The organism is Xanthomonas sp. NCPPB 3200 (genome assembly GCF_056393585.1).
The window spans coordinates 4885760-4910975 of the sequence record NZ_CM150785.1; the positions used below are offsets into that span (position 1 = coordinate 4885760).

Below are 25216 nucleotides of genomic sequence, written 5' to 3' on the forward strand. Positions count from 1 at the left end.
GCGTCTCGTCGGGGCGGTGGTACGACGGAAAGACATCGTCTTTTTTCAAACACTTGCGGGGGATTGGCGTAATTGGATCGATCTAAATCCTGTGCCGCTTTGTGTCATCGGTTGGCAAAGATTAAGAGGGTCGGCAGGGAATCGTTACGTACAGGGCCAAAAACCACCTAAGCGATTGAAACACAATGATAAAGGCTTTGTCCCGATAGCGGATCTCCCCGTCTATGGGGCCTGTTCAAGGACTTTCGCTGTATAGCTCAGCGGCGCCACTTCCCTATCAAGGTCGAGATGGTAGTCGCCGAAACGATTGATGTGGCTGGTCCGATACGGCGACAGGCCGGCCAGGATCTCGGGCGTCAGTTCAATCCCCTCCTTCCGCATCTCAGCCAAGGTCCGGCTCATGCCCTCCACGTTGTGGAGGATGATCATGTTCGCGACCAGCTGGCTGTACTTGATGATCTTGCGCTGCTCGTGTTGGACGTTCTCAGCAATGATCCCCTGGCTGCCAAAGAACACCCATTTTACGAAGCCGTTGTACTCCTCGCTCTTGTTGGTCGCAGCATGGATCGTTTTCCGAATCTCGTTGTCATCGATGTAGCGCAGCAAGAACAGCGTTCGGACGGCCTTGCCAAGTTCCCGGAAGGCGAAGTACAGCTTGTTCTTCCGGCTGTAGGTGCCCAGCCGGCGCAGGATCGAGGACGCGGTGATTTTCCCCAATCGGATTGAGATCACCACCCGCAGCATGTCGTGGAGATGGGTCGCGATCAGTTGCCAGTCGATGCTGTCTCCGAACAGTGCCTGGATGTTCTTATAGGTCCTGCCAGGTTCGGGCCGAAAGAAAGTCAGATCCTTGATGTTTCGTATCCTGGGCATCAGCTGGATGCCCAGCATGTGGGCCAAACCGAAGACCGGGTAGCTCTGTGCCTGCGTGTCGCCATGGACGATCTCAGGCTGGATGTCGGACGTGTTGGCCAGCAGGCCATCGAGGATGTAGATGCCCTCGTGCACGCCACAGGGAATGAAGTGGCTGAACAGCGCCACATATTTGTCGGACACATGGTAGTAGCCGATGCCGCCGTAGCCGCCATAGCGGATGTGGTACTCCGACAACAGGTTGTCCTCGTAGACGCTCCATTTGGTGCCATCTGCTGAGGCGCTTTTCCCGCTGCCCCAATAGCCCGGCAGGTCGAATTTGTTGTAGGTATTGATGACCTCCACGATGGCCTTCTCAAGCACATCCTCGGTCACGTATTTCAGGTTCAGCCAAGCAACCTGGCGCCGGCTGAAGCCCTTGATCGACCGCGCCGTCTGCGTCGGACCCAAGTTGCAGCCATAGCAAAATAGTGTGGTGATCACACGTCGGGGCAGATCTTCGACTTGGCTCCCGGTGCCGGCGATCGGGTGGAAAAAACGGTGCAGATCCAACCATTGGCTGGCATCGATCAGCACATCGACGATGCTGGACTCTGGAAGCCGTTCGGCGATGAGGCGATCCACGGTGGTAATCGCGCTGGAGACTTCGGCGCGTTGCCCCTTCCGCAGCACCAAGCGCCCATCCAGGATGTCCGCATGCACGTTCTCCGGGAAACGCGCGTCGACCTCATCGGCCAAGGCGGTCAATTGTGCGCGCAACCCCGCCGCGAAAGACTCGGCGTCGGTGGGCAGGCCTGACACCTGGCCATAGGCTTCCAGTTCCTGCGCCAAGGTGGCCTCATCGACCAGCTGCTCGCGGTAATCATCAAAGCGCTCGCTGCTGGGAATGAAGAGATCTCCGGATTTCAGCTCGTCTTTGACCTGCACCAGCACGGCCAGCTCAAAGTACTTCCGGTGCATCCAGCCGGCGCCGGCCGCGCTGGCCCGCTTGCCGAACACGTGCTGACGCCAGAGCTTGGACATCCAGTCGAAGTCCTTTTCTGGGTCCAAACCGAGGGAAGCGACCTCGATCAGCTCACGACGCTGGTTGCGCAGCGAGAGCACGGCTGCGATCAACGGCTCCATGCCGGCATCGTGGCTGGTCGCCCGCAAGTTCATCAGCTCCAGCCCATTGAACAGCAGCGGCCTGACCACGCCATAGGGCTGCAGCATGAAAGGCAGGTAGTTCTTGCCGGCGTAGGCCATATGTTCTTCGCATTCGGCCAGCAAGGTCGACACTTCCGCTTCCAGGCTGTTGTCGATGGCATCCACGCGCTGACTATCGCTGCCGTCGAGCTGATAGGCCTGCAGGATCTCCTTGAGCTGGCCGATGAGGAAGTCGGCCCGCTTGGCATGTTCGAGCTGGTATGCCAGCAGCTTCTGCTGGGCCGTGTTCTCCAGCCCGCGCACCTGCTTGATGAACAACTCGGCGGCATCATCCAGCGTCTTGGCGTGCTGGGCGCGAATGAAGATGGTGGCCAGCGCATAGCGCTTGTCCTCAGCCAATTCGGCCAGTTCGCTGGCGTCATAGGCCCGAGCCATTGCACGGAATTGCTTGAGCTTGGGCACCGGCACATCGATAGGAGGCAGTTGGTCAGCCAACTGCTGCAGCATGCGGATGTGCTGCAGATAAAAACGAACTTCCTTGTTGGTCGGCCGGCCAGGCTCGCGCTTGAGCGATTGCCAGCCAGTAAATCTGGAGCCTTCCGGTGCGCGCAGCAATTCGTCAATGAGCGCGCGCGTGGCAGGCGTCAGTGCGTGACTGATGCTGCGGTAGTACCCCAAATTGACCCGCTCGCGTGCGCCAATGGCGGCCAGCTCCAGGGTGCGGAAGCCTGGCAGTTCGTAGCGGTGGTGCACCAGCTCTTCGAGCAGGACGTTCACGATGTCCGGGATAGTGTGTTTGGTCTGTGCTGCTCCGGTGGCCACTGTGTCCAGCCAAGACAACCCAGCTTTGTCCAAGGGACGCACCCCAATGAACTGCCGCAGCTGCGGCATATGCCGGCGCTGGCTGCCGGAGGCGTCATAGCGTTCGAGCTGGTCGGTGTCCAATACGCGCCCGAGTCGGGCGGCCTTGGCGATGTGCTTCCGGATCCGCTCGGGCACTTCGGCCAACACTGTGAAGTAACCCAAGCGCTGGAAGAGCTTGAGATGGATCAGCACCGCCAGTTGCGGACCCGGCTGGGTGGTCAGCTGCTTGGCGAATGCAATCTCAGCGGCGGTGGGGGTATAGATCTCCTCCAGTTCCTTGGCGGTGGGATCAGGCTTCAGTCGCGGGTAGGCGGTCTCGTGAAGGGTAGCCATTGGATCCGAAGGTTATGAGGGGATCAATCCCAATGCCGGCCGTCGTCTGTATTGAGAGACGCTTCCAGGAAACACTGGTGCGTATCGGCCATGCGGTGCATGTCATCGAGCAACGTGGCCAGGATTTCATCCAGATCCCGATCGGGATCGGTGGGAACAGCTAACCGGTACTCGCTGCTGGCGGTGTTCAGACGCACAGCCTGGAACGGAGCCAAGCAGATATCTTCAATCCGGCCCCGGGCCTTGGCCGCGCCGCGGCCCGCGCGGGCAAACGGGGTCAGCACCATGCGCAGACGGAGCTGCAGCGCAGATTTACTCTCGGGTGCCGGCAGTGCCATCGCCGGTACCGGCGCGGTTGGACTGGGTAGGCTCGCTTCAATGCGGTCCCGGGCAAACGGGTCACGCCCATTCAGGTAGCGCATGGCCGACTGCACATCGCGCCAGCCCACGTACTCCATCAACGCCTTCATGTCCCAGCCTTGGTCGTTGGCCCAGCTGGCAAAGCCTCGACGCAGCGAATGGCTACTGTGGAGCCCCGCATCGGCAAAACCGGCACTGGCCAGCAACTCGCGCAGCAGGCGCACCAAACTGTTGGGATGGAGCCCTTCAGCGCTGACCTGGCCCCATTGGTTGACCGCCCGAAACACCGGCCCTTCTTGCAAGTCAGCCGCCTGCAGCCACGCTTGGGTCGCCTCCACCGGACACAGCCGCGATAACGCCGGCACCTTATAGGTGACGCCGGCCGCCTGCCGATCGCCCTTGCTGCGCGGCAGGAAGCAGGTCATCCCCTGTCCCGGCACTAGCGTGAGGTGGGCCACTTCCAGACGCAGCAGTTCATCGCCACGGAAACCTCGCCAGAATCCGAGCAGCACCAGCGCTCGGTCGCGTTGATGGCGCAGCGCCGCCGCTCCGTCGCCGCGGGCATGCGCCGCAGCAATCGCTGCAGCCAACCAGTCATCGAGCTCGACCAGCCGCCGAATCTGGAGCGGCGCGGCTTGCTTGACCTGCCCGGGGTGCAGGGTCTGGATGCCTTTGAGCACCTTGCGCACCAGCGGCGACCGGGTGGGATCGACAAATCCGTGGTCGCGGTGCCAAGAGGCGATGGCGGCCAGGCGCTGGCGAAGGGTGCTGGTGGCCAGGGTCTGCGCATACGCGGCCAGGTATCGGGCCACGCTGTCAGGTGTCGCTGGGAGGTGGCCTTGCCACTCGACTTCAAAGTGCCGCAGCGCCGACGCATAGCTGCGCACCGTGTTCTGGCGCGTGGCCGCATCGAGGTAGCGGTCCAGTTCGGTCACTGGCGCGTGGCCTCCACAGCGACCGGCTGCCGCAGGGTCGACAGAATGGTGCATTCCGCCCGCTGCCCGCCGTGGCAACTGGCAATCACCCGTTCCAACTCGCTGGCCATGCGCTGCAGGTCGGCCATGCGCGCCCGCACGTCCGTCAGATGGCTGCGTGCCAGCCGATCCACGTCGCCGCACGAAAGCTCCTCATCGCCGGCCAGCTGCAGCAGGCTGCGGACCTCCTCCAGGCTGAAGCCTAGGTCCCGGCCGCGCGCAATGAAGCGCAGCCGCTCGATGTCGGCCGGGCCATAGACCCGGTAGCCATTGCCCGAGCGCCCCGGGCGCGGCAGCAGGCCGATCCGCTCGTAATAGCGGATCGTCTCCAGGTGGCATCCACTGGCGTCGGCAGCCTCACTGATTTTCATTCGTAGTACACTTGACTCCGTAGTAGCTACGGACTTTACGCTGAGCTCGTATTCGCCGCCACTCCGGCCGCGCCGCTGCGTGTGACGACCATGCCACTGCCCATCTCCTTGATTCGCTACTGCCTGATTGCCTTGCTGATCGGCTGGGTTCTGCCCGCTTCCGCTCAGGCGGAGCCTCCCACAGCAGACCTGCGCCAAACGTGGCAGATGCTCGATTACATCGCGGTCGACTACCCCGGCGCGGTCCAGGCCGGCCGCGTTATTGCCCCCAGCGAATACGCCGAAATGAGCGAGTTTGCTGGCGCCGTCCGCAGTCAGCTGGCGGCATTGCCCGGTGGCCCGAACCAGCAGGAGCTGACGGCCCAGGCCGACCGCCTAGTCCAGGCGGTGGCAGAGAAGGCCGACCCTGCGCAGGTAGCAACGTTGGCGCGCGGGCTCGGCACGGCGCTGTTGGCCCACTACCCGATCGGCGCGGTTCCGGCGAGCCCGCCGAAAACCTCCCAGGCCGCGTCCATCTACAGCCAGCAGTGCGCGGCCTGTCACGGCCCCACAGGTCACGGTGATGGCCCCGCCGCGCAAGCGTTAAGTCCGCCGCCGATCGCGTTCACCGATGCCACTCGCGCCGCGCAGCGCACCCCGCTGTCGTTGTACGAGGTCATTTCCCAGGGTGTGCCGGGTACCGGCATGGTCAGCTTCTCTGGGCTGTCAGAAAGTGATCGCTGGGCGTTGGCATTCTATGTGGGCAGCTTGGGGTACTCCTCGCAAGCCAAGGCTCAAGGTGAGGCGTTATGGCGCACCAGTACGGAGGCCCATGCACGCATTCCCACCCTCGAATCGCTGACGCGCACGCGGGAAGCCGATCTTGCCACCACGATGCCCGCTGATCAGGCAAACGCGATCATCGCCTACCTGCGTTCGCAGCCACAGGCTGTCAACGAAGCGGTACCAGGAGCCGATCGCTTTGCGGTGGCGCGGCAGCAACTGGCCGCCAGCCAGCGCGCTTACGCTGTTGAGGACCTGGCTCAAGCCAAAAAGCTTGCGCTCTCGTCCTATCTGGATGGAGTAGAGCCGCTTGAGCCCACGCTGGCCACGCGCAATCCGTCATTGCTGCGAGAGATCGAAACGGCCATGGCAGGCTACCGCGCGCAGCTGGACCAGCATGCGCCCGCGGCTGACGTTGCCGGGCAGGCAGCGCAAATTGCCCAGCTGTTTGATCGGGCGGACTTGGCGCTGCAGGACACCCGAATAGGCGCCAGCACCGCATTTCTGGGCAGCTTTACCATCCTGGTACGCGAAGGACTGGAGGCGCTGTTGATCGTGATTGGCATCGTGGCGTTCTTGCGTAAAGCCGAGCGGTCTGATGTGTTGCCGTATGTGCATGCGGGTTGGATTTGCGCGTTGTTGGCAGGTGCAGCTACCTGGGCAGTGGCCACTTACTTTGTTGATATCAGCGGTGCGAACCGGGAAGTCACTGAGGGCGTCTCGGCATTGTTCGCTGCCGCTGTCCTGCTCAGCGTAGGCATCTGGATGCACCAAAAGAGCCTTGCAGGACGGTGGCAGGAGTACCTGCACGCCAAGCTGACGACCGCGCTGACACGGCGCTCGGCTGTTTTTCTGTTCATGCTGGCCTTTGTCGCGGTGTACCGCGAGGTGTTTGAGACGATCTTGTTCTACATCGCGATGTGGAGCGACCAGGCGTCCACCGCCATCCTCGCAGGCCTGGTGGCGGGAATCGCGGTGTTGGCCGCGGTGGCGTACTCGATGCTGCGCATGAGCAGGCGACTGCCGATTAGCCGGTTCTTTTCGATCAGCTCGATTCTCATCGCGGTGATGGCGGTCATCCTGATCGGTAAAGGCGTGGCCGCGTTGCAGGAAGCCGGCTGGATCTCTCAAACACCGCTCGCGTTGCCGCGCATCGAATGGATCGGCCTGTATCCCACCTGGCAGTCGCTGCTGGCGCAGGTATTGGTAGGCACCGCCGCCATCGTGGGGTTCCTCGCCAATGCTCGTTCCGGTGTGCGTAGACAGCCAGGCGCAAACGAGCAATGAAACAACACAGCAGAGGACCAGGACATGAGTGATTGCGGGTGCCACCACGAGGCCAAGAACAAGGAGGAGCGGCGCATCCTCTGGATCGCCTTGGTGCTGAATGCAGCGATGGCCGTGATCGGCGGCATTGCCGGCTGGATTGCCCATTCCACCGGGCTGCTGGCCGACGCGCTGGACATGCTGTCTGACGCCACCGCCTATGCCATTGGCCTGGTCGCTATCGGGCGCACGGCGCGGTTCAAGGCCAACGCCGCGTGGGTCAGTGGCAGCGTGCTGCTGGTGCTGGGCGTAGGCGTGCTGGTCGAAGTCGGCCGCCGGGTGATGTACGGCGCCGAGCCGGTCAGCGGTTGGATGATAGGTACCGCTCTGGTCTCGCTGGCGGTGAATCTGAAAGTGCTCCGTATGCTCGCCCCATTGAAGTCCGGCGAAGTTCATCTGCGAGCGACCTGGCTGTTCACCCGAGCCGATGTGGTGGCCAACGTTGGGGTGATTCTGGCCGGCCTGTTGGTGTGGTGGCTGGCCAGCCCGTACCCGGATTTTGTGATCGGCGCCCTAATCGGCCTATACGTGATCAAGGAAGCCTTCGAAATCTTGGGCGACGCGCGCCGGGCTCGAGCCGACGCGCGCAACTTACCCGCGTGACAGCACTTGGCCGGCTAAGCAATGCCTACGCGGGCTACAGGTGGCACACCTGACGGTGGACCTCAACATGTCTCGCCAACCCTTGGGACTTGAGGGCAAGCTGCGTCACGCACCTTTGGAAACAGAGAGCGTCACTCGGCCTTGTCAGTACCGGCAAATACCACGTCCGCAGCTGCCCAATATCGGCTGAGCCGGGGTCCGCTGGGCGATCGCATCTGTTAAAGCCTGGAAAGCACGCGTCAGCTACTGCTGGGGTGTCCGCGCTCAGTGCGTGGACGTTGACGTATTGGAGTAATCAGGGGCTCAAACGAAATTGTCTAACGCTCAGAGCTTTGAGTACTATCCTACAAATGTCTATTGTCGCATCACGACTCCGCCGCTACCTGCGCCTTCCGGCGCTGGTGTTGCTGCTGCTCGCGGTGCAGATAAACCCGATCTTCGCTGCCATAGGTGACACGCACGAAGCTGCGCGAGGCCTAGCTGAGCACCTGCACGATCGTGACGAGCAGGTTCTCACTCAGGATGCAGCTCATGACGAAGATGGTCAGGGCGGCGACTTCTTTCACGCTCTAATGCACGCCTCTCACTGCTGTGGCCATCTAAGTGCAATTCCATCTGCATTTGCATTAAGTCTTCCACTGGCAGTGGCGGCCAGCGCGCCTGAGTCCGGACAGTGGCAAGCACGTTCGGTGCGCATTCGTTTCGATATCCGTCCTCCGATCGGTCTGTAATGGTCTATCGCTCTTGCGGGCGATCACTGTTTTGACCTTTTCCGGAGAATTCCCATGTGGTTGCGATTGGCGACACTGGTCGCCTGTGCCTTTGCGCCTGCGCTTTATGCGCAAGAGCAAGTGCCTAGTCAAACGTTAACTCTTCAACAGGCGATCGAACATGTCGCCCAGACCCATCCCGATCTTCGCTTGGTAGACGGCCAGCGTGCTGTGCTGCAGGCCAACTATGACTCGGCAAGCTTCAAGCCTGCCCTGACCATTGGTGCAATGGTCGAAAATGCCCTGGGATCTGGCGCCTATCGCGCATTCGACCAGGCAGAAGTCACCGTAACGCTCGCCGGCACGCTGGAACGCGGTGGCAAGCTTGACGCGCGCAAAGCCTTGGCTCAAGCAAATATCGACAAGTTGGCGCCACAGCGCGAAGTAACGCGACTTGATCTATTGGCTGAGACCGCACGCCGCTACTTGGCTGTCGCTGCGGCTATACGCCAACGCGAGATTGCCGAGCTGGACATCGAGCAGCGCCGCCGTACGGTCGACGCTGCCAAGCGCCGATTTGCGGCAGGTGCATCTCCTGAGTCGGTGGTGCTCACGGCACTAGCTGCATTGGCTGAGGCAGAGCTGGATCGCGATCGCGCTAATCAGGCTGAGAAGGCTGCGCGACAATCGCTTTCATCGCTCTGGAACAGCCTAAGCCCCGCCGCTGGTGCGGTGTCTGGCGATCCCATGGTGTTGCCCAACCTGGAGGACTTCGCTCTGTTGAGTGGCTTTCTGGCGCGTACGCCAGAGCTAGCACAGCTCGCCGGCGAAGGGCGCATTCGGGAGGCGCAGCTGCGCTTGGCCCGAAGTGATGCCACACCTGACATCCAATGGCAGGTCGGTGGCCGGGCCTTTCGCAGTGGCAATGACGTCGGCATCTTGGCGGGCTTCACCATTCCACTAGGCGCGTCGCGTCGCGCACAGCCAGGTATACGTGCGGCGGAAGCAGAACTGGCACTAACAAACGTGGAGCGCGAGGCATTGCTGGTCGGAATGAACTCAGCTCTTGCTACGGCTTATGGTGATTACAGCACTGCACAGCTGGAAGTGCAGCGACTGCAGAGCGATGTTTTGCCTCGACTGGCAAAGGCCGAGACTGCGGCCGACCGGGCCTGGCGCGCAGGAGCCATCAGCTACATGGAGTGGGCGTTGTTACAAGACCAGCGCATCCAAGCGCGGCGGCGTCAGCTCAACGCGGCGCTCTCGGCACAGGCTGCGCTCATCGAAATCCAGCGATTGCTGGGACAACCCATCGTTAAGGCGCAAGGCGCCTCGAATACGGATACCCCTTCGAAATGAAAATCTCCAACCCCATGAACGTGTTGGTGTGGTTTCTCGTGCTTGCCCTTGCAGGCTGCGGAGGCTCGAAGCAGCCGACAGAAACCGAACCCGGTGCGGGTCCTGCGAACACGCAGGGAGATGAGCCAGGCGGGCATGCAGAAGAAGCGGTTGAATCGACCACGATCTCAGCTGCGGATGCGGAGGCAAACGGCGTCAAAGTCGCTGTCGTTGGCAGCGGCAAGGTGGCCAATGAAATCGATGTGCAAGGCGTAATCCGGGTCATCGATGGGAGCGTGGCTCACGTCAGCGCACGCTATCCAGGGCGTGTGGCGGCGCTTCGCGTCAATGTGGGCGACAAAGTCACGGCAGGACAGAATCTCGCCAGTATTGAGAGCAATCTGAGCCTCAGCACATATGGCGTTGTCTCGCCAATCTCGGGAGTGGTGCTAAGTCGTCAAGCGCAGACAGGCGGCGGAGCGGCCGAGGGGCAGACCTTGTTTGAGATCGCTAACTTCAGCCGAGTGTGGGCTGACCTGACTGTCTTTGGGCGCCAAATCAGCGACGTGCGGCCCGGACAGCAAGTCACGTTAGAGAGTCTATATGGTGGACAACAGATCACCACTACGATCGACAGCGTGCTGCCGGGCACGGCCAGCGCATCACAGAGCACAGTAGCGCGATTGACATTGGATAACGCTAAGGACCAATGGCGCCCAGGTATTGCAGTGACTGGCAAGATTGCGACTCGCGCGCGCGACGCCGCTGTAGTCGTCCCACTTCAAGCTATCCAGACAATGGATGGTCATGAAGCAGTGTTTGTTCGCACCGGAGAACTCTACTCCTCTCGCGCCGTGAAATTGGGCGAGAAGGATGCGCGAGTCGTCGAGGTGCTGGATGGCCTAAAAGCTGGCGAAGAGGTTGTCATTGAGCAGAGCTACCTGATCAAGGCAGACATCGAAAAGTCTGGCGCCTCGCACGAGCACTAAGGAGACCGACATGCTAGAAAAAATTATTAGGATCTCCGTCAGCCACAGATGGTTGATGATGGCACTTACTGTTGTGCTGATTGCGGTTGGTGTGTGGAGCTTCAAACAGCTGCCCATTGACGTCACCCCAGACATCACCAACGTCCAAGTGCAGGTCAACACGGCAGCGCCTGGCTATTCGCCGCTAGAAGCAGAGCAACGCATCACCTATGCGGTCGAAACGGCGATGGCCGGCTTGCCGAGAATGGATTACTTCAGATCGATTTCTAGATACGGACTGTCGCAGATTACGGTGGTCTTCAAAGATGGCACCGATATCTACTTCGCTCGCCAGCAAGTGGCCGAACGCCTGCAACAGGTCAAGTCGCAAATTCCTGTCGGCATCGAGCCAACCTTGGGACCAATCGCCACGGGCATGGGGGAAATCTTCTCCTACACGATCGATGCCGATCCAAAAGCACGAAAAGCTGATGGCACGCCTTTTACTGCAACAGATCTACGAACTCTGCAGGACTGGGTAATTCGCCCTCAATTGCGCAACGTGCCTGGTGTCACTGAGGTGAACACGCTCGGCGGTTACAAACGTGAAGTGCACATCACGCCTGATCCGGCTCGCCTGCGTTCACTGGACTTGACTCTGGAGAGTTTAGTCGAAGCGCTACAGAAAAATAACCAAAACGTAGGCGCCGGCTACATCGAGCGCAATGGTCAACAATTTTTGGTGCGGATGCCAGCGCAAGTGGCGGACATCCCGCAAATCGAACAGATCGTCGTGGCCAACCGCGGTGGGGCCGTCATTCGTGTGCAAGACATCGCGCAGGTGGCGGACGGTGCAGAATTGCGCACTGGTGCAGCTACGCAGAACGGACACGAAGTTGTTCTGGGTACGGTTGTGATGTTGGTTGGCTCGAACAGTCGTGACGTGGCACAGGCCGCTGCGGCGCGCTTGAAAGAAGCAGAAAAGAGCTTGCCGAAGGGTGTCACTGCAACACCGGTCTATGACCGCACTGTGCTGGTGGATCGCACGATCAGCACGGTGGCGAAAAATCTGATCGAAGGCGCATTACTCGTCATTGTTATCCTTTTCCTGCTACTAGGAAACTTCCGTGCGGCCTTGATCACTGCTTTGGTGATCCCGCTGGCCATGCTATTCACGCTAACTGGCATGGCCCGTGGCGGGGTTTCAGCCAACCTGATGAGCCTGGGTGCGCTGGACTTCGGCCTGATTGTTGATGGCGCAGTCATCATCATCGAGAACTGCTTACGGCGCTTCGGCGAACGCCAGCACCATCTTGGCCGTCAGATGGACTTGGCTGAACGTTTCGAAGAAACGGCAGCTGCGACCGCCGAGGTGATCCGTCCTAGTCTGTTTGGCCTGGGCATTATTACTGCGGTTTATTTGCCGATCTTCGCGCTTACAGGGGTGGAGGGGAAGATGTTCCACCCGATGGCCATCACTGTAGTGCTGGCGCTGACGGGTGCCATGATCTTGTCGTTGACCTTTGTGCCGGCCGCAATTGCCCTTGCGCTCAGTGGGAAGGTCGATGAGAAGGAAAATCGCATCATGGCCTGGATGCGGCGAGGTTACGAGCCACTGTTGAACTTCAGTCTACGACGTGGTGCGCTGGTCGGCATTGCGGCTGTGGTGTTACTTGGCATCAGCGTATTAATGGCATCGCGGCTAGGCAGCGAATTTGTACCCAGCCTGGATGAAGGCGACATTGCACTGCAGGCGATGCGTATACCCGGCACAAGCCTGACGCAATCGATCGGGATGCAGCGAGTCCTTGAGGAGCGCTTGGCGAAAATGCCCGAGGTTGAACGGGTGTTCTCAAAGATTGGAACATCTGAAGTAGCCTCTGACCCCATGCCACCTTCTGTGGCCGATACATTCGTGATGATCAAGCCGCGCGATCAGTGGCCCAACCCCAAAAAACTAAAAGCCGATCTGGTCTCGGAGGTGGAAAAAAGCTTAGAGACAATTCCGGGGAACAACTATGAGTTCAGTCAGCCGATCCAGATGAGAACGAACGAGCTCATCTCGGGCGTGCGAGCGGACGTGGCCATCAATGTATACGGCGACGACCTGGCGACGTTGCTGCAGATCGGACAGAAGGTTGAACAAGTTGCGAAGAACGTCGCCGGCGCGGCAGATGTCAGGGTCGAACAGGCCAGCGGACTTCCGTTGCTGACAATTGAACCTGATCGGCGAGCCTTAGCGATCTATGGCCTCAGTGCGGATGATGTGCAACGTACGGTTTCCACAGCCGTGGGCGGTGAAGTAGCCGGACAGCTATTTGAAGGTGACCGTCGATTTGATCTGGTAGTCCGGCTGCCCGAATCATTACGACAGAATCCTGCTGCGATAGAGAGCCTGCCGATTCCTCTGCCCGCCGATGCTAGTGCTGCAGCCGGCAGTGTTGCCCGGACAGTGCCGTTAAGTGAGGTAGCCAAGGTGATCGCAAGCGAAGGGGCTAACCAGATCAATCGCTACAACGGCAAACGTCGCATCGCTGTCACTGCAAACGTGCGGGATCGCGACCTGGGTGGCTTTGTGGCCGAACTGCAAAGCCAAGTGGGCAGTAAGGTGCAGGTGCCGAGTGGTTACTGGTTGGAATACGGTGGCAGCTTCGAGCAGCTGATTTCAGCGAGCGAGCGGTTGGCTATTGTTGTGCCGGTGACGCTGGTGTTGATCTTCGCTTTGCTTTTTATGGCTTTTGGCTCGATCAAGGATGCGGCAATCGTTTTCAGTGGAGTACCGCTGGCACTGACTGGTGGCATCCTGGCGCTGACCGTGCGTGGCATCCCCTTGTCCATCTCGGCAGGAATCGGTTTCATTGCGCTGTCCGGCGTGGCAGTGCTTAACGGTCTTGTGTTGATCAGCTTCATCAAGTCTTTGCGCGAAACTGGCACAAGCTTGGCGGATGCTGTGCGCGAGGGCGCGCTAAGCCGACTGCGACCAGTTTTGATGACCGCCCTGGTAGCGTCACTTGGCTTTGTACCCATGGCCTTGAATGTGGGGGCTGGCTCGGAGGTGCAGCGCCCGTTGGCGACGGTAGTGATCGGTGGAATCATTTCATCAACTTTGCTGACACTGGTCGTGCTGCCGGTGCTTTATCGCTGGGTACATAGCAGGTTTGCGAATCGCGCAAGCACGGCGTCCTAAGTCAATCAGTATTGCCCCTGCCGTGAAGTCACGGCCGGGGCCATCGGCTGGGCCCAGCTTCAACTCTGGTCCATGGGAGAACTCAAATGAGTGGAAACCACGATCACGGTGTTTCCGAGGTCAAATTCGAGAAGCCACTATGGTGGGCGCTCGTCCTGACGGCCACGTTTCTGGTCGCGGAAGTCATCGGCGGGCTGATCACTAATAGCCTCGCTTTGCTGTCCGATGCTGCGCACATGATGACCGACGTCATCGCGCTCGGTGTCTCCTTGTTCGCTGTTCGCATGGCCAAGCGGCCTGCAGATCTCAGCAATACTTATGGCTATGCTCGCATGGAGGCACTGGGGGCATTGATCAATGGGGGCCTGTTGTTCCTTGTGGCTTTCTACATCCTGTGGGAGGCAGTGGGCCGCTTTCGGCAGCCTCCAGAGGTTGCTTCAACTGGCATGTTTGTAGTGGCGGTACTTGGGCTGGTCGTCAATCTGATCTCGATGCGCCTATTGAAAGCAGGTAGTGGGGATTCGCTCAATGTTAGAGGTGCATACCTGGAAGTGTGGAGCGACATGCTGGGCTCCATTGGCGTGATCGTGGGCGCAGTCATTATCCGATTCACGGGCTGGACGCTAATCGATCCCATCATTGCTGTCGCGATTGGCCTGTGGGTGCTCCCGCGCACGTGGACCTTGCTGAAAGCAGCCTCACATGTATTGATGCAGGGTGCTCCATCTGGAGTTGCAGTCGAAGACGTGCGCGCTGCACTGATACGCAATCGCAACGTAAGCGAGGTGCATGACCTGCACGTATGGTCACTGTCCAGCAAACGTCCGGTCTTGACCGCGCATGTAGTGTTGCAGAAAGAGAGCGCTCCTTTAGATGAGGTCCGGAGCGAACTCAGCGCGACTGTGGATGAGCTATTTGGGATCGAGGAGATCACCCTACAGATTGAACAAGTGTCATGCGCTGATGAGGGCAATGCGCATGGGCATTCATGAGCGCGCTCGTGCGCTACTGAAGCGACCGCTTATCAGTCCCGAACTTTTAGTCTGGAGCGTCGCAGTCTATGCGGCGCTGATGCTGAATCCCGCGTTTTGGCGGGCAGTCACTGCCTCAGAGGCCTTGAACGGTTTCACAGGCGCAACATCCCGAGTCTGTATTGCGCTCGTTATGGTGGCTCTGAATGTCATTGTGGTACGACTTCTATGTACACGCTGGACAATCAAGCCAGTGCTGATCAGTTTTACTTTGATCACTGCAGTGCTGTCCTATTTCTCGCTCCAGTATGGCGTGCACTTCGACGTAGGTATGGCGCGAAATATCCTGGCAACAGACGCATCCGAATCTAACCAACTATTGACCCGCAACCTAGTTATGGGTGTGGCGTGGTCTGCTAGCTTCCCTATCCTTGTGCTGCTCTTTGTTCAGGTGACCTGGAGACCGCCGCTCGCTTCGCTGCTGCGGGCATTGGGTACGGTCGCCATCGCATTGGTCGTGTTGGTGGGCGCGGCAATCGCCGGATTTAAGGATATCTCGCCGCTAATGCACAACAATCGGGAAATGCGACATCTAATTGCTCCCGAAAACTTGCTGGTCTCATTTGTCCGTGTCGCTGCAAAGGATGGCTTGGGGCCATATCGGGGCCCTCGGACTGTGCTCGCGCCCGATGCGATCCTGACACCTGGACACAGCACGTCTCAGCGGCCTCATGCCCTGATCATCGTTATAGGTGAGACAGTCAGGGCTCAAAACTGGGGCCTGAATGGGTATTCACGGCAGACGACCCCCAGGCTTGTGACAGAAGACGTTACAAACTTTCGTAATGTTCGGGCCTGTGGATCGAGTACAGCGGTCTCATTGCCGTGCATGTTCTCAGCGTTTGGCCGCAGCAATTACGATGAGCAGAAGATTGAACGATCAGAGTCGCTGCTTCACATCCTGGCGCGAGCTGGCGCCGATGTCAGTTGGCGAGACAACCAAGGCGGCTGCAAGGGCGTATGCGATGGCTTGCCGTTTGAGTCGTTCCGTGATCAGCAAGACCCCGCCTTGTGCAGTAGCGAAGGCTGCATGGATCAGATACTGCTTAAAGGCCTACAAGAACGTATCGCTAGCTCGCCCGGTGATGTTGTGATCGTGCTCCACCAATTAGGAAATCACGGGCCTAGCTACTACCAGCGGTATCCGCAGCGGCTCCGCAAGTTCACGCCGGATTGTCGAAGCCCGGACATAGGAGAATGTACCGTCGAGGAGGTCGTTAACGCTTACGACAATGCCATCCTGGCTACTGACGAGATGGTAGCTGCTGCCATTGATCTACTGAAGGGCGTCACCACACACGACAGTGCGTTGATTTATCTATCAGATCACGGTGAATCTCTAGGCGAACGCAATTTGTATCTGCATGGCCTGCCGTATGCGATCGCGCCTGATACCCAAATGAAAGTTCCGATGTTGACGTGGCTATCCGAAGGCATGGCCCGATGGCGCGGGTTGAATCGTCCTTGTCTTGAGCGGCGTGCTCGGGAACCTGCCTCGCACGATAATCTTTTTCATTCGGTTCTGGGTCTAATGCAAGTTGGATCAAAGGTCTACGACCCTCGCAAAGATGTGTTCGCAGGTTGTACAAAATCATGAAGAGGCCGTCAGGAACTGCCGAGGCACGAAGCATGGGGCTGCATTTTCATATCCTGTCAGAGCTCCCGCGCTCTAGAGTGGATGCGTTGCGGCCTACCAGCCGCGTCTGTTGCACTGCCTTGGAGTCCTCGACACTATGAACGAGATGAACATCGAACAAGTTCGTGCGGCGATGTTTACCGACCCCGGTGTGAAGGCGGTGGACGATCTACGCCTGGTCCCCGGGAAAGAACATGGCCGTGCGATCACGGCCACCATCACTGTCGCTGCGCCCTCGGTCGATCTGAATCTGGTGCACGCCGTGATTGCCAAGGTGCTTGCCGATCAATTCGACATTGATCAAGTCATGCTGTGCTTCAACGACCCGGGCCCGGTACCGCCGCCGCCCACCGGCGCGCCGTTAGAGAAGATGTGATCGCTGCCCGTGGCTCTATGCGTCTGCGCTGGCAGGCGCATAGAGCTGATGACCCGGCAGCGCACACGCGCCGGCATACACGAATGCCACGCTCTGGCGTGCTCGGGTGAAGGCCACATAGTATTTCGGTGGCGCGGTGACGCGGGATGCATCGGCCGTGCGCAGGTACAGCGTCAATGGCCCGTTGGGGAAGATCAGTACACGCCCATAGGTCCGGCCCTTGCACTGGCCGAAGTTCACGGCCGGCAACCCATCACACGCTTGCCGCCGGTCGTACCGAAGCACGGTGGGAGCGAATTCCTGCATGTACGCAGCCACATGCTCGGGAGCGATGAGGTAGATGCCATCGTGCCCGGTGACCTCGCCATTGCCTGACTCGGTCCGTGGCATCTGCGGGTAGAGCGCGTCGGCCAAGTCGCAGAGCGTCTGGACACAGCGCAAGCTGATGAGGCGGTGATCGAGCTGGCATAATCCATCCGCTTCCCAAATCCGGAACAACGCTGCCAGGTTCGGCCCGCGATATTGACTATGCCTTTGCGCATAGTTGGTGGCATACGTCGCCTGCCGCGTATCACCTACCAACGTAATGGCGATATCGCTCTTCAACAGCCGCTCGACCAGATCCAGATCGTAGCCGGCCAGGTCCTGGACCTCGTCGATGTAGAGCTCGTCGTACATGGCCGCCAGGCGCGCCATCACTTGACCTTGGGTCAGTTCATCGCATCGCACAGCAAAGTCGGCCGCCCGATCGGAATACATCCGGTTGCCCGCCAGATAGTGTCGCGCGGCTTGGGTGCGTGGGGCCCGATTGTTGGTGAGACCTTCCACGAACAGGATCGTCTCTACCCGAGGCTCGGCGCAAAGCGCAGCTTGGTACGGGCGGATGCACTCGCGCAGCAGAAAGCCATACCAGCTGTGCAAGGTGACATGCGCGGGGACTGCGCCGGCGTGAACCTCAAACGAGCGCCGGATCTCTTCAAGGTTCTCCAGCGTGTAGGTAACAATCGCGATGCGGCGCCCAGGCCGCTCCAAGGCCTGCCGAACCAGCAACGTGGTCTTGCCCGAGCCGGCCGCTGAGAGCAGGACCCGGTTAGGTGATGGCACGCTGGACATAGTCCGGGAACCTGATCGAGTGCCGGCTGTTGAAGATCGCCAGGGCCGTATCGGTCTTGTGACCTTTCATGTACTTGAGCAACGCCACCTCATCGGCGAATGACTTGTCCAGCACGGTGTTGAGCTCGGACACAGAATTGGCTTTTATCAGTTGCTCTTCCAGCGACGGGGCGCTTTCGTCGGAATCGTAGTAGATGGCGTTGGGATAGTCGGCGTAGCGTTCCTGCACAACGGCGATATCGCCATCGTTGTCGGTGATCACCTTGGCTTGAATTCTCAGCCGATCTGCAATCTGCAAGAAGCGCTTGAATGCCAGCGACTTGACCGAAATGATGTCTACGCCATGAGCCATCGGCGCCACGCCGTGGTGGTCGCTGTAGGCACGCTGCACGATCAGCTCATCAGAAGGGCCCTCCACCAGGATTGCCTGCTTGGCCAGGATCAGCCGCAGCGTGTCGTGGCCTGGCAGCTTCATGAAATAGTCGTGTGTATCGCTCGGCAGCTGGTCCAGCTTCATCTGGCCCTGCGCGCTGAACAGGATCACGTTGTCCACGCCCAGCTTGTTCAACACGAAGCTGCTGTGGGTGGCGATGATCACCTGCTGCGCGGTGGAGAGGGTCGCAATCTTGTCGATCAGTTGGGTCATGCTGGAGAAGGACAGATGGTTCTCCGGCTCCTCGATCAGCAGCACGTGGGCCGCCCCTGCCGCGTGCATGGCCAGCTTCATCTTCACCGCGCTCTGTTCCCCCTTGCCGGCCTGGGTGAAGGGGAGCTCATCCAGGTACGGAGACAGGCTGGTTTCCCATGTTGAGCGCGGCGATGTATCCACCCCCACCGTCAGCGCTCGGTGGCTGATGTCCCCGGTGTGCTCGGTCAGGTAGGCATTGATGGCCGCCACATCGGCTTCTTCGGAGAAACTCTGCCGCATGCGACGGAAGCTCAGCGACAGCGAGACGCGCTGCGCAGGCGTCAGTGCCTGCTCGATGATGCCGGCAATATAGCGATCGGCACCGGACAAGGTCTTGATGCCGTGCGTGTCGATGATGGTCGAGTCGAACGGAATACTGCGGGCGGTGACGCCATTGTTGGCGAAGGAATACCATCGCACCGTGTAGTACTCCACCGGCAGGCTGACCGCACCCTGGTGCTGCTGCAGGTAGGCGTTGAACTCCTCGCGGTAGTCGTCGTTGAGCTCGACCAGCAGCCGGATGCCGGCGGTATCTAGGCGCAGGGAGTTGTTGGTGCCGCGTAACGACGCCAGCGCGGCATCGCCGCCCAGATAGGCTTCGATGGAGATCCGTGGCGGCGAGGCCGGCGTGCCTGCTGCAAGCGCCGCGAAGTACTCCCGCACCGTCGGCTGATGGAACAGGTAGGGCGTGAGCTCGTAGGCGAGATTGCGCCCATGCAGCTGGCCGGTGACCACCGCGTGGATGGCCTCCAGCAGAGTGGACTTGCCGACCTCGTTATCGCCCACCACCAAGTTCATGTGGGCGTTGAGCGGCAGGTCCAGATGGCGAAACGACTTGAAGTTGTCGATGACGATACGTTCGATCGGCATGCACAGTCCTTTGATGGCCAACGAGTTCGGTGGCGGCGCCTGCTTGCACCCCGGCTGGCCTCCTTTCCGCTCTGGGCCATACTACCCAGCGATCGCCGGCCTTGGGCGGTTTCGTACCGTTTTGACGACTTGAAATGGCCGAAACGCCGGTTACGCGGGATAATTCAATATTATCCCGCTTGATGTTTAGGCCGCAGGCTCGGCCCTCATTGACGTTGAATAGTACGTAATTACATGGTATGTAATCAATTACGAAATAACCGGAGTGGACGCATGGCTCGGTCTGGCTTGTACAAAAGCGATGTGCAGCGTGCCCGGGACACCCTCCGGGCCGAAGGCAAGAACCCCTCGGTAGACGCCGTCCGCGTAGCGCTGGGCAACACGGGGTCTAAAACCACCATCCACCGCTACCTGAAGGAGCTGGAAGTGGAGGAAGGGCAAGGCCCAGGCGCCAAAATCGCGATCAGCGACGCCCTGCAGGACTTGGTCGGTCGTCTGGCCGAACGGCTGCATGTCGACGCCGAAACGATGGTCGCGCAGGCACAGGAACGGTTCCAGGCCGAGCTGCACGAGCGCACCCAAGCCTTGGAACAGGCCCGGCAAGAGGCCGGGAACCTCAGTGTGCAGCTTCAGCGCACCGAGACAGCTCTGCAGACAGAACGCGAGGCGAGCGAAGCCGCCAGGGGCGAGGTGGCCAGCCGCACCACCGAGCTGGCAAAACTGCAGGAACGCATTGTGGGCCTCACTGCGCGGCTGGCAGAGCACGAAAGTCACGCGCGCTCCCTGGAGCAGAAGCACGAGCATGCCAGGGAAGCCCTTGAGCACTACCGCACCTCGGTTAAAGACCAACGCGAGCAGGAGCAACGCCGGCACGAGCACCAGGTGCAGGAATTGCAGGTCACTCTGCGCCAGGCCAACGAAGCATTGACCGCCAAGAACCACGACCTGGTGCAGCTCAACCGGGAGAACGGCCAGTGGCTGGAGCGTCACACTCGATTGGAAAAGGAGGTGGCGCAGCTGCGCCAGACCATCCAGACGCAACAGGGCGACCTCGATACGCTGCGCCTGACGGCGGTCGAACACCAGGCGCTGCAGGTGCGCTGGGGCCAAGACGCTCAGAGTTTGGACGCCGCTCGGCAGGACCTCGCACAAGCCAGAACCGAGCTGGCCCAGGAGCGCGAACGACGCGAGCAGGCCGAAGCGGAAACCCTGCGCGCCACAGTGCGCCTGAGCACTCTGGAGCCGCTGTTGGCCCAGCTGCAGCCGGCCAGAGCCGGCGGCAAAGGCACCAAGCGGATCTCATCGGAAGAGACGCCGGGGTCATAGCCTAGGAAGAGAACATCAGGCGCCACGATCGCAAGGAGCTTCACCATGAGCGTAGTCACCACCACACCCCCGGAAATCACCCGTGCGGTGCGGCGCTTAACCGATTCGGTCGTACGCGGCGCAGAACCGGTCTATCTCGATGTACGGCCGGAAGCCGACGCGATCGTGCGCGAGTGCTTTCCCAACGTGCAGGCCAAGGTCGCGCGCGACGGTGGTCAGATGCTGTGCGGGTGGCAGCTGTGGGAATGGCCGCACGTGCTGGTCGAGGCAGAATTCCATGCGGTGTGGGTCAGCCCTGAAGGGGAAATGATCGACATCACGCCAAAGCCCGAAGGCGAGAAGCGCATTCTCTTCGTGCCGGACCCGCGCAGACGCTACGAGGGCCTGGCCATCGACAACGTCCGCATGCCATTACGCGATGACCTGCTGATCAAGCACTTCATCCAGATGTCCGAAGCGATCGTCCGGGTGATGAACCGCGGCGAGCGATCATCCCAGTATGGCGAGGTCAGCGTGCCCGCCGATGAAATCCAGCCCCTGCTACAGGCGAGGGATTTCTTGGGCCAGTCACTCGGTGCGGGATTGCGCGAGCATGCACCGTGCCTGTGCGGCAGCGGCAGCAAGTACAAGCGCTGTCATGGGACGCAAGTAGAAGCATTCTTCCGTCGTTGACGGTGGTGCCCCTGGTCGGAATCGAACCAACGTGTACGCGCTTATCTGGCGCGTGCTCTCACCGGGGTATAAGGCCGGCGCTCTGACCATCATGAGCAACAGGGGCGTGATCGATCGATGCGATCACGCCGGTATTCGAAGGTCGAGCTGGCTCAGGCGGTTCATGGGGCAAGCATACCGGGGATGGACGCCATGCCGCTATCCCCGGGCGCGGCGGTAGGAGTGGGCCCACGCCGGAGCAGGGATGCGGTCGGTCGCCACCAGCCAAGCCATCCGCAAGGCCTGCGCGTCCACCAAGGCATGGTGGCGCCTGGCCCTATGTTCCGGATGGGCCGCGAACCAATCTTCCACCAGCAATCCCGGAAGACCTTCCTTCGACATGCGTGTCATGACCGGCGCCGGCCGGGGCCCGCACGCGGCAACCTGGTCATCGGGTAACTCAAACCCATCAAGGGCGTACCGCAGCAGCTGGAGATCGTTCGGGAAATCCGCCATCACTGCCGGCGCGTCGACCTCGCTGAGGAAGGCGCGCAGCTCGGTAGTCAAGACAGCATCAGCCAGGGCTGCGTCGCCGCGGTCTAGCAGCGGGTAGACGCTTTGACGAACGAAGTCGGTGGGAGCCTCGGGCAGGCTGGCTCGCTCAGCGTAGAAAAGGCGGTCTCCACCTTCGTTCACCAGCGCCAGACTCACCAGCTCGCTGCCCGTCACATCGGCCCACTCGGTGTCCAAGAAGTAGTACGTGGTGGTCATGGTTGAATGGTGCCACAGCTCCCTGGGGAGGGCCGCCCCTGGAAGTGCGGCCGAGGGTAGAATTCACCGATCCATCAATCGGTTATCGAAGATCTGGCCGTGTTCGTAACGATTCCCTGCCAACCCTCATTAAGCATTCTCGACCCGCGGCTGCACACCGCGGCGCAGCAAAGTGTGCGGGCTCTGGCAGTTTTTCGGTGTTTTAGGCGTTTTGAATCAGGCTGCGCGTGGCCGAGTGCTGCAGTTTTGAAGCGTGTCAGTTGCGCTGACGGATGAGCTGGCTTGCGGTGATTTGGCTGCGTTGCGAGAGGTTGGTTGAGTGAGGTGCGCTTGGGCGTGTCGCACATAGGGGGGCCGAACCCTCACCCAACCCCACTCCGCGCCCCGGCCCGCGCTGGCAACGCGGGCGCTCCCAGGCACGCGCGCCGGTGGCGCGCAAGCTGTGCCTTATCGCCCCCGGGGAGAGGGGCTTGGTTCCTGGGGTGTGGTTGGCCCATAAAAAAAGCCCGGTCAGTGACCGGGCTTGGCGACGCTGGCGTGGCGGCGGGAGGGGCCGACGCGCCGGTGACGCAGTTGCTCAGATCCAGCGCATGCCTTCGAACGGGTTCCAGCTGGTGCTGCCCTTCACCTTCTCCAGGTAATAGGCGTAGTTGGCGATCATGCCGGTCAACAACGACAGCGGCAGCCACAGCACATTCTGAAACGCGGCCGGCAGGAACGAGGCCACGATGCTCACCACGACGCTGATGCCGATCAGGCTCAACGCCTTGCGCCACAGGCCGATGATGAAGAAGTAGATGACGCCGAAGAAGAAGGCATAGAAGTTCATGCCGACCTTGACCTTCTCACCAAAGCTCAAGGTCTTCAGTGCGTTCTTGTAACTGGGGTCCTTGGGGCCACCGTGCCGGTCGAAGAAATCGAAACGGAACTGCCACTTGGGACTGAGCTGGGTGCGATCGAAGGTGTCCATTCCAAACCATGTAGTTGAAAACGGTTACATGATAGGCGATCGCGTATTCACCGGACACGTTTGCGGGCGCCGGACAGAAGACGGGGTCAGCCGCCGATCAGCTTCGGCAGTGGCCGCTTGCAGCGGTGCAGCGCGCGTTATTCACGCTGGTCGCTGAGGCCGGTGCCGCGGCGCGCCCGGCGTAGCGCGTACAGCGAGTGGTCGGCGCGGTCGACCACTGCCGCCAGCGCCTCGCCGTCGTTGCGCAGGGCAGTGCCCAGGGTGAACCGGATTGGCGCCTCGTCGATGGCGGCCATGTAGTCGCGCACCAGGGCCGCCAGCTGCGGCTGGGTGGGTTGATGCAGCAGCACCAGGAACTCGTCGCCGCCCAGGCGGACCAGACGGTCCTGGGTGCGCAGCGGCTGGTTGAGGAACCAGGCCATCTGCACCAGCACCTCGTCGCCGCGCTGGTGGCCATGGGTGTCGTTGACCAGCTTGAACTTGTCCAGATCCACCACGATGCAGCCCCAGCGCACGCTAGGGTCGCGCTTGTCGAGCTCGTCCAGGAAGCGGCGGTTGTAGCAGTTGGTGAGCGGGTCGGTGAACGACCATTCCAGCAGCTGCTTCTCCTGCTGGTACTGGTTGGTGATGTCCTGGGCGTGCGCCAGCACGATGGTGGCGTCGGCCTCCACGTCCAGCACGTTGCGGTACTGCCAGTGGCGCAGGCTGCCATCGCTGGCGACCAGCTCGATCACGCCGGCGTCCTGGCCGTCGAGCACCATCCGCGACAGATAGCCGTGCAGGGCGGCATGCAGCTCGGGGCGGACGAATTCCAGCAACGAGCGGCCTTCCATGCCCTCCACGCTGCGGCCCAGCGAGCGCGCGGCGGCCGGATTGACGCTGATCAGGCGGCCATCCATGTCGTGAGTGCAGATCAGGCCCAGGCTGTACTGGAACATGTTGCGGAACTTGCGCTCGCTGGCGGCCAGCGCATCCACCGCGCGATGGCGGTCGGTGACGTCCTGGATCGCGCCGATCAGACGGGTGCGTCCGTCCACATGCTCCATCGAGCCGGTGCTGTGCACCCACAGCTGCCGGCCGGTGGCGCTGACCAGCGGCAGTTCCAGATCCCAGGGCGTGCCATCGCGCACGCAGGCCTCGACCGCCTCGGTGATCACCGCGCGCGCATCGAGCGGGTAGAAGCCGATTCCCTCGGCCAGGGTCGGCCGGTAGCCGGCCGGCAGATCGTGCAGCCGGCAGGTCTGGTCCGACCAGGTCAGGGTGCCGCTGGCCACGTCCACTTCCCAGCCGCCGACGCCGGCAACCCGGCCGGTACGCTCCAGGAACGCCTCGCTCTCGCGCAGGCGTTGCTGCAGCTGTTCGTTGGCGGCCTGGCGTTCCAGCATCAGCCGGCGCTGCTCCAGGCCTTCGGCGGCAACCCGGGCCAGCTGCTGCAAGGCGGCCAGTTGCGCCGGTTCCAGCGCGCGCGGGCGCTGGTCGATCACGCACACCGTGCCCATGCGCAAGCCGTCGGACAACACGATCGGCGCACCGGCGTAGTAACGGATCCCCGGCGCATCGGTGACCAGCGTATTGTCGCGAAAGCGCGGATCGGCCGGCGCATCGCGTACTTCCATCACCGCATCGTCCTGGATGGTGTAGGCGCAGAACGCGAGTTCGCGTGGGGTTTCGCTGGCGTCGGGCAGGCCGATATTGGCCTTCCACCATTGGCGATGTTCGTCCACCAGCGACACCAGCGCGATCGGCGTGCCGGCGATCGCCTGCGCGGCGGCGGCCAGCGCATCGAAGAACGGCTCGGCATCGGTATCGACGACCTGCAACAGCGCCAGACGCGACAGCCGCTCGGCCTCGCGGGAGGTGGATGACACGACGGCGTCGCAGTGGCTCAATGAAATGCTCGCTTGGTCCCCCGGGCAATCCGCTCAGTCTAGCGGACCGAACATACCTGCTAACGCAGCGTTGCGTGCGC

19 protein-coding genes and 1 tRNA gene are annotated in these 25216 nt (G+C 60.9%); 11 read left to right on the plus strand and 9 right to left on the minus strand.

Translation table 11 applies throughout. The features are described 5' to 3' along the window. Positions 1 to 222: 222 nt before the first annotated feature. From AC06DU_RS21090 to AC06DU_RS21100, 3 genes are read right to left on the minus strand one after another with little or no spacing between them, the layout of a single operon-like run. Entirely contained in the window at positions 223 to 3216 is a 2994-nt protein-coding gene (locus tag AC06DU_RS21090) for a Tn3 family transposase (protein ID WP_046936733.1), read from the minus strand. 23 nt (positions 3217 to 3239) lie between these two features. Continuing rightward, positions 3240 to 4511, minus strand: coding sequence for a site-specific integrase (locus AC06DU_RS21095; RefSeq protein ID WP_017160758.1), 1272 nt, complete (start codon positions 4509 to 4511; stop codon positions 3240 to 3242). Beyond that, the gene (locus AC06DU_RS21100) at positions 4508 to 4921 is read right to left on the minus strand and encodes a MerR family transcriptional regulator (protein WP_017160757.1); all 414 of its coding nucleotides are present in this window, start codon (positions 4919 to 4921) and stop codon (positions 4508 to 4510) included. The genes AC06DU_RS21095 and AC06DU_RS21100 overlap by 4 nt, the downstream gene beginning before the upstream one ends. Before the next feature lie 90 nt (positions 4922 to 5011). On the opposite strand from AC06DU_RS21100, the gene AC06DU_RS21105 reads away from it, so the two are divergent. The 9 genes from AC06DU_RS21105 (at position 5012) to AC06DU_RS21145 (ending at position 16858) form a co-directional block, all read left to right on the plus strand. Beyond that, complete coding sequence (locus AC06DU_RS21105; RefSeq protein WP_017160756.1) at positions 5012 to 6970, plus strand: cytochrome c/FTR1 family iron permease; 1959 nt, start codon at positions 5012 to 5014, stop codon at positions 6968 to 6970. Between the two features lie 24 nt (positions 6971 to 6994). Further along, entirely contained in the window at positions 6995 to 7612 is a 618-nt protein-coding gene (locus AC06DU_RS21110) for a cation efflux transmembrane domain-containing protein (protein ID WP_209029309.1), read from the plus strand. Between the two features lie 350 nt (positions 7613 to 7962). Then, positions 7963 to 8343: a hypothetical protein gene (locus AC06DU_RS21115; RefSeq protein WP_152412167.1), complete on the plus strand. Its 381-nt coding sequence runs from the start codon at positions 7963 to 7965 to the stop codon at positions 8341 to 8343. Positions 8344 to 8397: 54 nt separating this feature from the next. Continuing rightward, a complete protein-coding gene (locus AC06DU_RS21120) occupies positions 8398 to 9681 on the plus strand; it encodes a TolC family protein (protein WP_017160753.1) in 1284 nt (427 codons plus the stop codon). Beyond that, the gene (locus tag AC06DU_RS21125) at positions 9678 to 10649 is read left to right on the plus strand and encodes an efflux RND transporter periplasmic adaptor subunit (protein ID WP_017160752.1); all 972 of its coding nucleotides are present in this window, start codon (positions 9678 to 9680) and stop codon (positions 10647 to 10649) included. Before AC06DU_RS21120 ends, AC06DU_RS21125 begins: the two co-directional genes overlap by 4 nt. Positions 10650 to 10659: 10 nt before the next feature. Beyond that, positions 10660 to 13815 carry an efflux RND transporter permease subunit gene (locus AC06DU_RS21130; RefSeq protein WP_478203146.1) on the plus strand — a complete coding sequence of 1052 codons (3156 nt, stop codon included), beginning with the start codon at positions 10660 to 10662 and terminating at the stop codon, positions 13813 to 13815. Positions 13816 to 13901: 86 nt separating this feature from the next. Then, entirely contained in the window at positions 13902 to 14807 is a 906-nt protein-coding gene (locus AC06DU_RS21135; RefSeq protein ID WP_017160750.1) for a cation diffusion facilitator family transporter, read from the plus strand. Next, positions 14788 to 16443 (plus strand): phosphoethanolamine transferase, encoded by a 1656-nt coding sequence (locus AC06DU_RS21140; RefSeq protein ID WP_017160749.1) that lies wholly within the window; start codon positions 14788 to 14790, stop codon positions 16441 to 16443. The genes AC06DU_RS21135 and AC06DU_RS21140 overlap by 20 nt, the downstream gene beginning before the upstream one ends. 136 nt (positions 16444 to 16579) lie before the next feature. After that, entirely contained in the window at positions 16580 to 16858 is a 279-nt protein-coding gene (locus AC06DU_RS21145; protein ID WP_017160748.1) for a hypothetical protein, read from the plus strand. Positions 16859 to 16873: 15 nt separating this feature from the next. Here the strand turns inward: AC06DU_RS21145 and AC06DU_RS21150 are convergent, their stop codons facing one another. Both AC06DU_RS21150 and AC06DU_RS21155 read right to left on the minus strand, forming a co-directional pair. Then, on the minus strand, positions 16874 to 17971 hold the full coding sequence (locus AC06DU_RS21150; RefSeq protein ID WP_017160747.1) for a UvrD-helicase domain-containing protein: 1098 nt from the start codon (positions 17969 to 17971) through the stop codon (positions 16874 to 16876). Then, positions 17949 to 19529, minus strand: coding sequence for an ATP-dependent nuclease (locus tag AC06DU_RS21155; RefSeq protein WP_017160746.1), 1581 nt, complete (start codon positions 19527 to 19529; stop codon positions 17949 to 17951). The genes AC06DU_RS21150 and AC06DU_RS21155 overlap by 23 nt, the downstream gene beginning before the upstream one ends. A 273-nt stretch (positions 19530 to 19802) precedes the next feature. Here AC06DU_RS21155 and AC06DU_RS21160 point away from each other — a divergent pair, with 273 nt between their 5' ends. Both AC06DU_RS21160 and AC06DU_RS21165 read left to right on the plus strand, forming a co-directional pair. Next, the gene (locus tag AC06DU_RS21160; protein ID WP_046932389.1) at positions 19803 to 20855 is read left to right on the plus strand and encodes a DNA-binding protein; all 1053 of its coding nucleotides are present in this window, start codon (positions 19803 to 19805) and stop codon (positions 20853 to 20855) included. Between the two features lie 45 nt (positions 20856 to 20900). Beyond that, a complete protein-coding gene (locus tag AC06DU_RS21165; RefSeq protein WP_052757257.1) occupies positions 20901 to 21527 on the plus strand; it encodes an SEC-C domain-containing protein in 627 nt (208 codons plus the stop codon). 3 nt (positions 21528 to 21530) lie between these two features. Here AC06DU_RS21165 and AC06DU_RS21170 read toward each other — a convergent pair. From AC06DU_RS21170 to AC06DU_RS21185, 4 genes are all read right to left on the minus strand, one after another. Continuing rightward, a tRNA-Ile gene (locus AC06DU_RS21170) sits at positions 21531 to 21633 on the minus strand. A 92-nt stretch (positions 21634 to 21725) separates the two neighbouring features. Continuing rightward, on the minus strand, positions 21726 to 22277 hold the full coding sequence (locus AC06DU_RS21175) for a 3'-5' exoribonuclease (protein WP_046932391.1): 552 nt from the start codon (positions 22275 to 22277) through the stop codon (positions 21726 to 21728). 577 nt (positions 22278 to 22854) lie between these two features. After that, positions 22855 to 23247, minus strand: coding sequence for a DUF2628 domain-containing protein (locus AC06DU_RS21180; protein ID WP_167710173.1), 393 nt, complete (start codon positions 23245 to 23247; stop codon positions 22855 to 22857). A 137-nt stretch (positions 23248 to 23384) separates the two neighbouring features. Continuing rightward, positions 23385 to 25115, minus strand: coding sequence for a sensor domain-containing diguanylate cyclase (locus AC06DU_RS21185; RefSeq protein ID WP_372469989.1), 1731 nt, complete (start codon positions 25113 to 25115; stop codon positions 23385 to 23387). Positions 25116 to 25216: the final 101 nt, after the last annotated feature.

What these genes read in the sequence shown, in the direction of transcription:
- AC06DU_RS21090 (WP_046936733.1), bottom strand. Translation starts at nt 3,216, where the DNA reads ATGGCTACCCTTCACGAGACCGCCTACCCGCGACTGAAGCCTGATCCC.
- AC06DU_RS21100 (WP_017160757.1), bottom strand. Translation starts at nt 4,921, where the DNA reads ATGAAAATCAGTGAGGCTGCCGACGCCAGTGGATGCCACCTGGAGACG.
- AC06DU_RS21105 (WP_017160756.1), top strand. Translation starts at nt 5,012, where the DNA reads ATGCCACTGCCCATCTCCTTGATTCGCTACTGCCTGATTGCCTTGCTG.
- AC06DU_RS21110 (WP_209029309.1), top strand. Translation starts at nt 6,995, where the DNA reads ATGAGTGATTGCGGGTGCCACCACGAGGCCAAGAACAAGGAGGAGCGG.
- AC06DU_RS21115 (WP_152412167.1), top strand. Translation starts at nt 7,963, where the DNA reads ATGTCTATTGTCGCATCACGACTCCGCCGCTACCTGCGCCTTCCGGCG.
- AC06DU_RS21120 (WP_017160753.1), top strand. Translation starts at nt 8,398, where the DNA reads ATGTGGTTGCGATTGGCGACACTGGTCGCCTGTGCCTTTGCGCCTGCG.
- AC06DU_RS21125 (WP_017160752.1), top strand. Translation starts at nt 9,678, where the DNA reads ATGAAAATCTCCAACCCCATGAACGTGTTGGTGTGGTTTCTCGTGCTT.
- AC06DU_RS21130 (WP_478203146.1), top strand. Translation starts at nt 10,660, where the DNA reads ATGCTAGAAAAAATTATTAGGATCTCCGTCAGCCACAGATGGTTGATG.
- AC06DU_RS21135 (WP_017160750.1), top strand. Translation starts at nt 13,902, where the DNA reads ATGAGTGGAAACCACGATCACGGTGTTTCCGAGGTCAAATTCGAGAAG.
- AC06DU_RS21140 (WP_017160749.1), top strand. Translation starts at nt 14,788, where the DNA reads ATGCGCATGGGCATTCATGAGCGCGCTCGTGCGCTACTGAAGCGACCG.
- AC06DU_RS21145 (WP_017160748.1), top strand. Translation starts at nt 16,580, where the DNA reads ATGAACGAGATGAACATCGAACAAGTTCGTGCGGCGATGTTTACCGAC.
- AC06DU_RS21150 (WP_017160747.1), bottom strand. Translation starts at nt 17,971, where the DNA reads ATGTCCAGCGTGCCATCACCTAACCGGGTCCTGCTCTCAGCGGCCGGC.
- AC06DU_RS21155 (WP_017160746.1), bottom strand. Translation starts at nt 19,529, where the DNA reads ATGCCGATCGAACGTATCGTCATCGACAACTTCAAGTCGTTTCGCCAT.
- AC06DU_RS21160 (WP_046932389.1), top strand. Translation starts at nt 19,803, where the DNA reads ATGGCTCGGTCTGGCTTGTACAAAAGCGATGTGCAGCGTGCCCGGGAC.
- AC06DU_RS21165 (WP_052757257.1), top strand. Translation starts at nt 20,901, where the DNA reads ATGAGCGTAGTCACCACCACACCCCCGGAAATCACCCGTGCGGTGCGG.
- AC06DU_RS21175 (WP_046932391.1), bottom strand. Translation starts at nt 22,277, where the DNA reads ATGACCACCACGTACTACTTCTTGGACACCGAGTGGGCCGATGTGACG.
- AC06DU_RS21180 (WP_167710173.1), bottom strand. Translation starts at nt 23,247, where the DNA reads ATGGACACCTTCGATCGCACCCAGCTCAGTCCCAAGTGGCAGTTCCGT.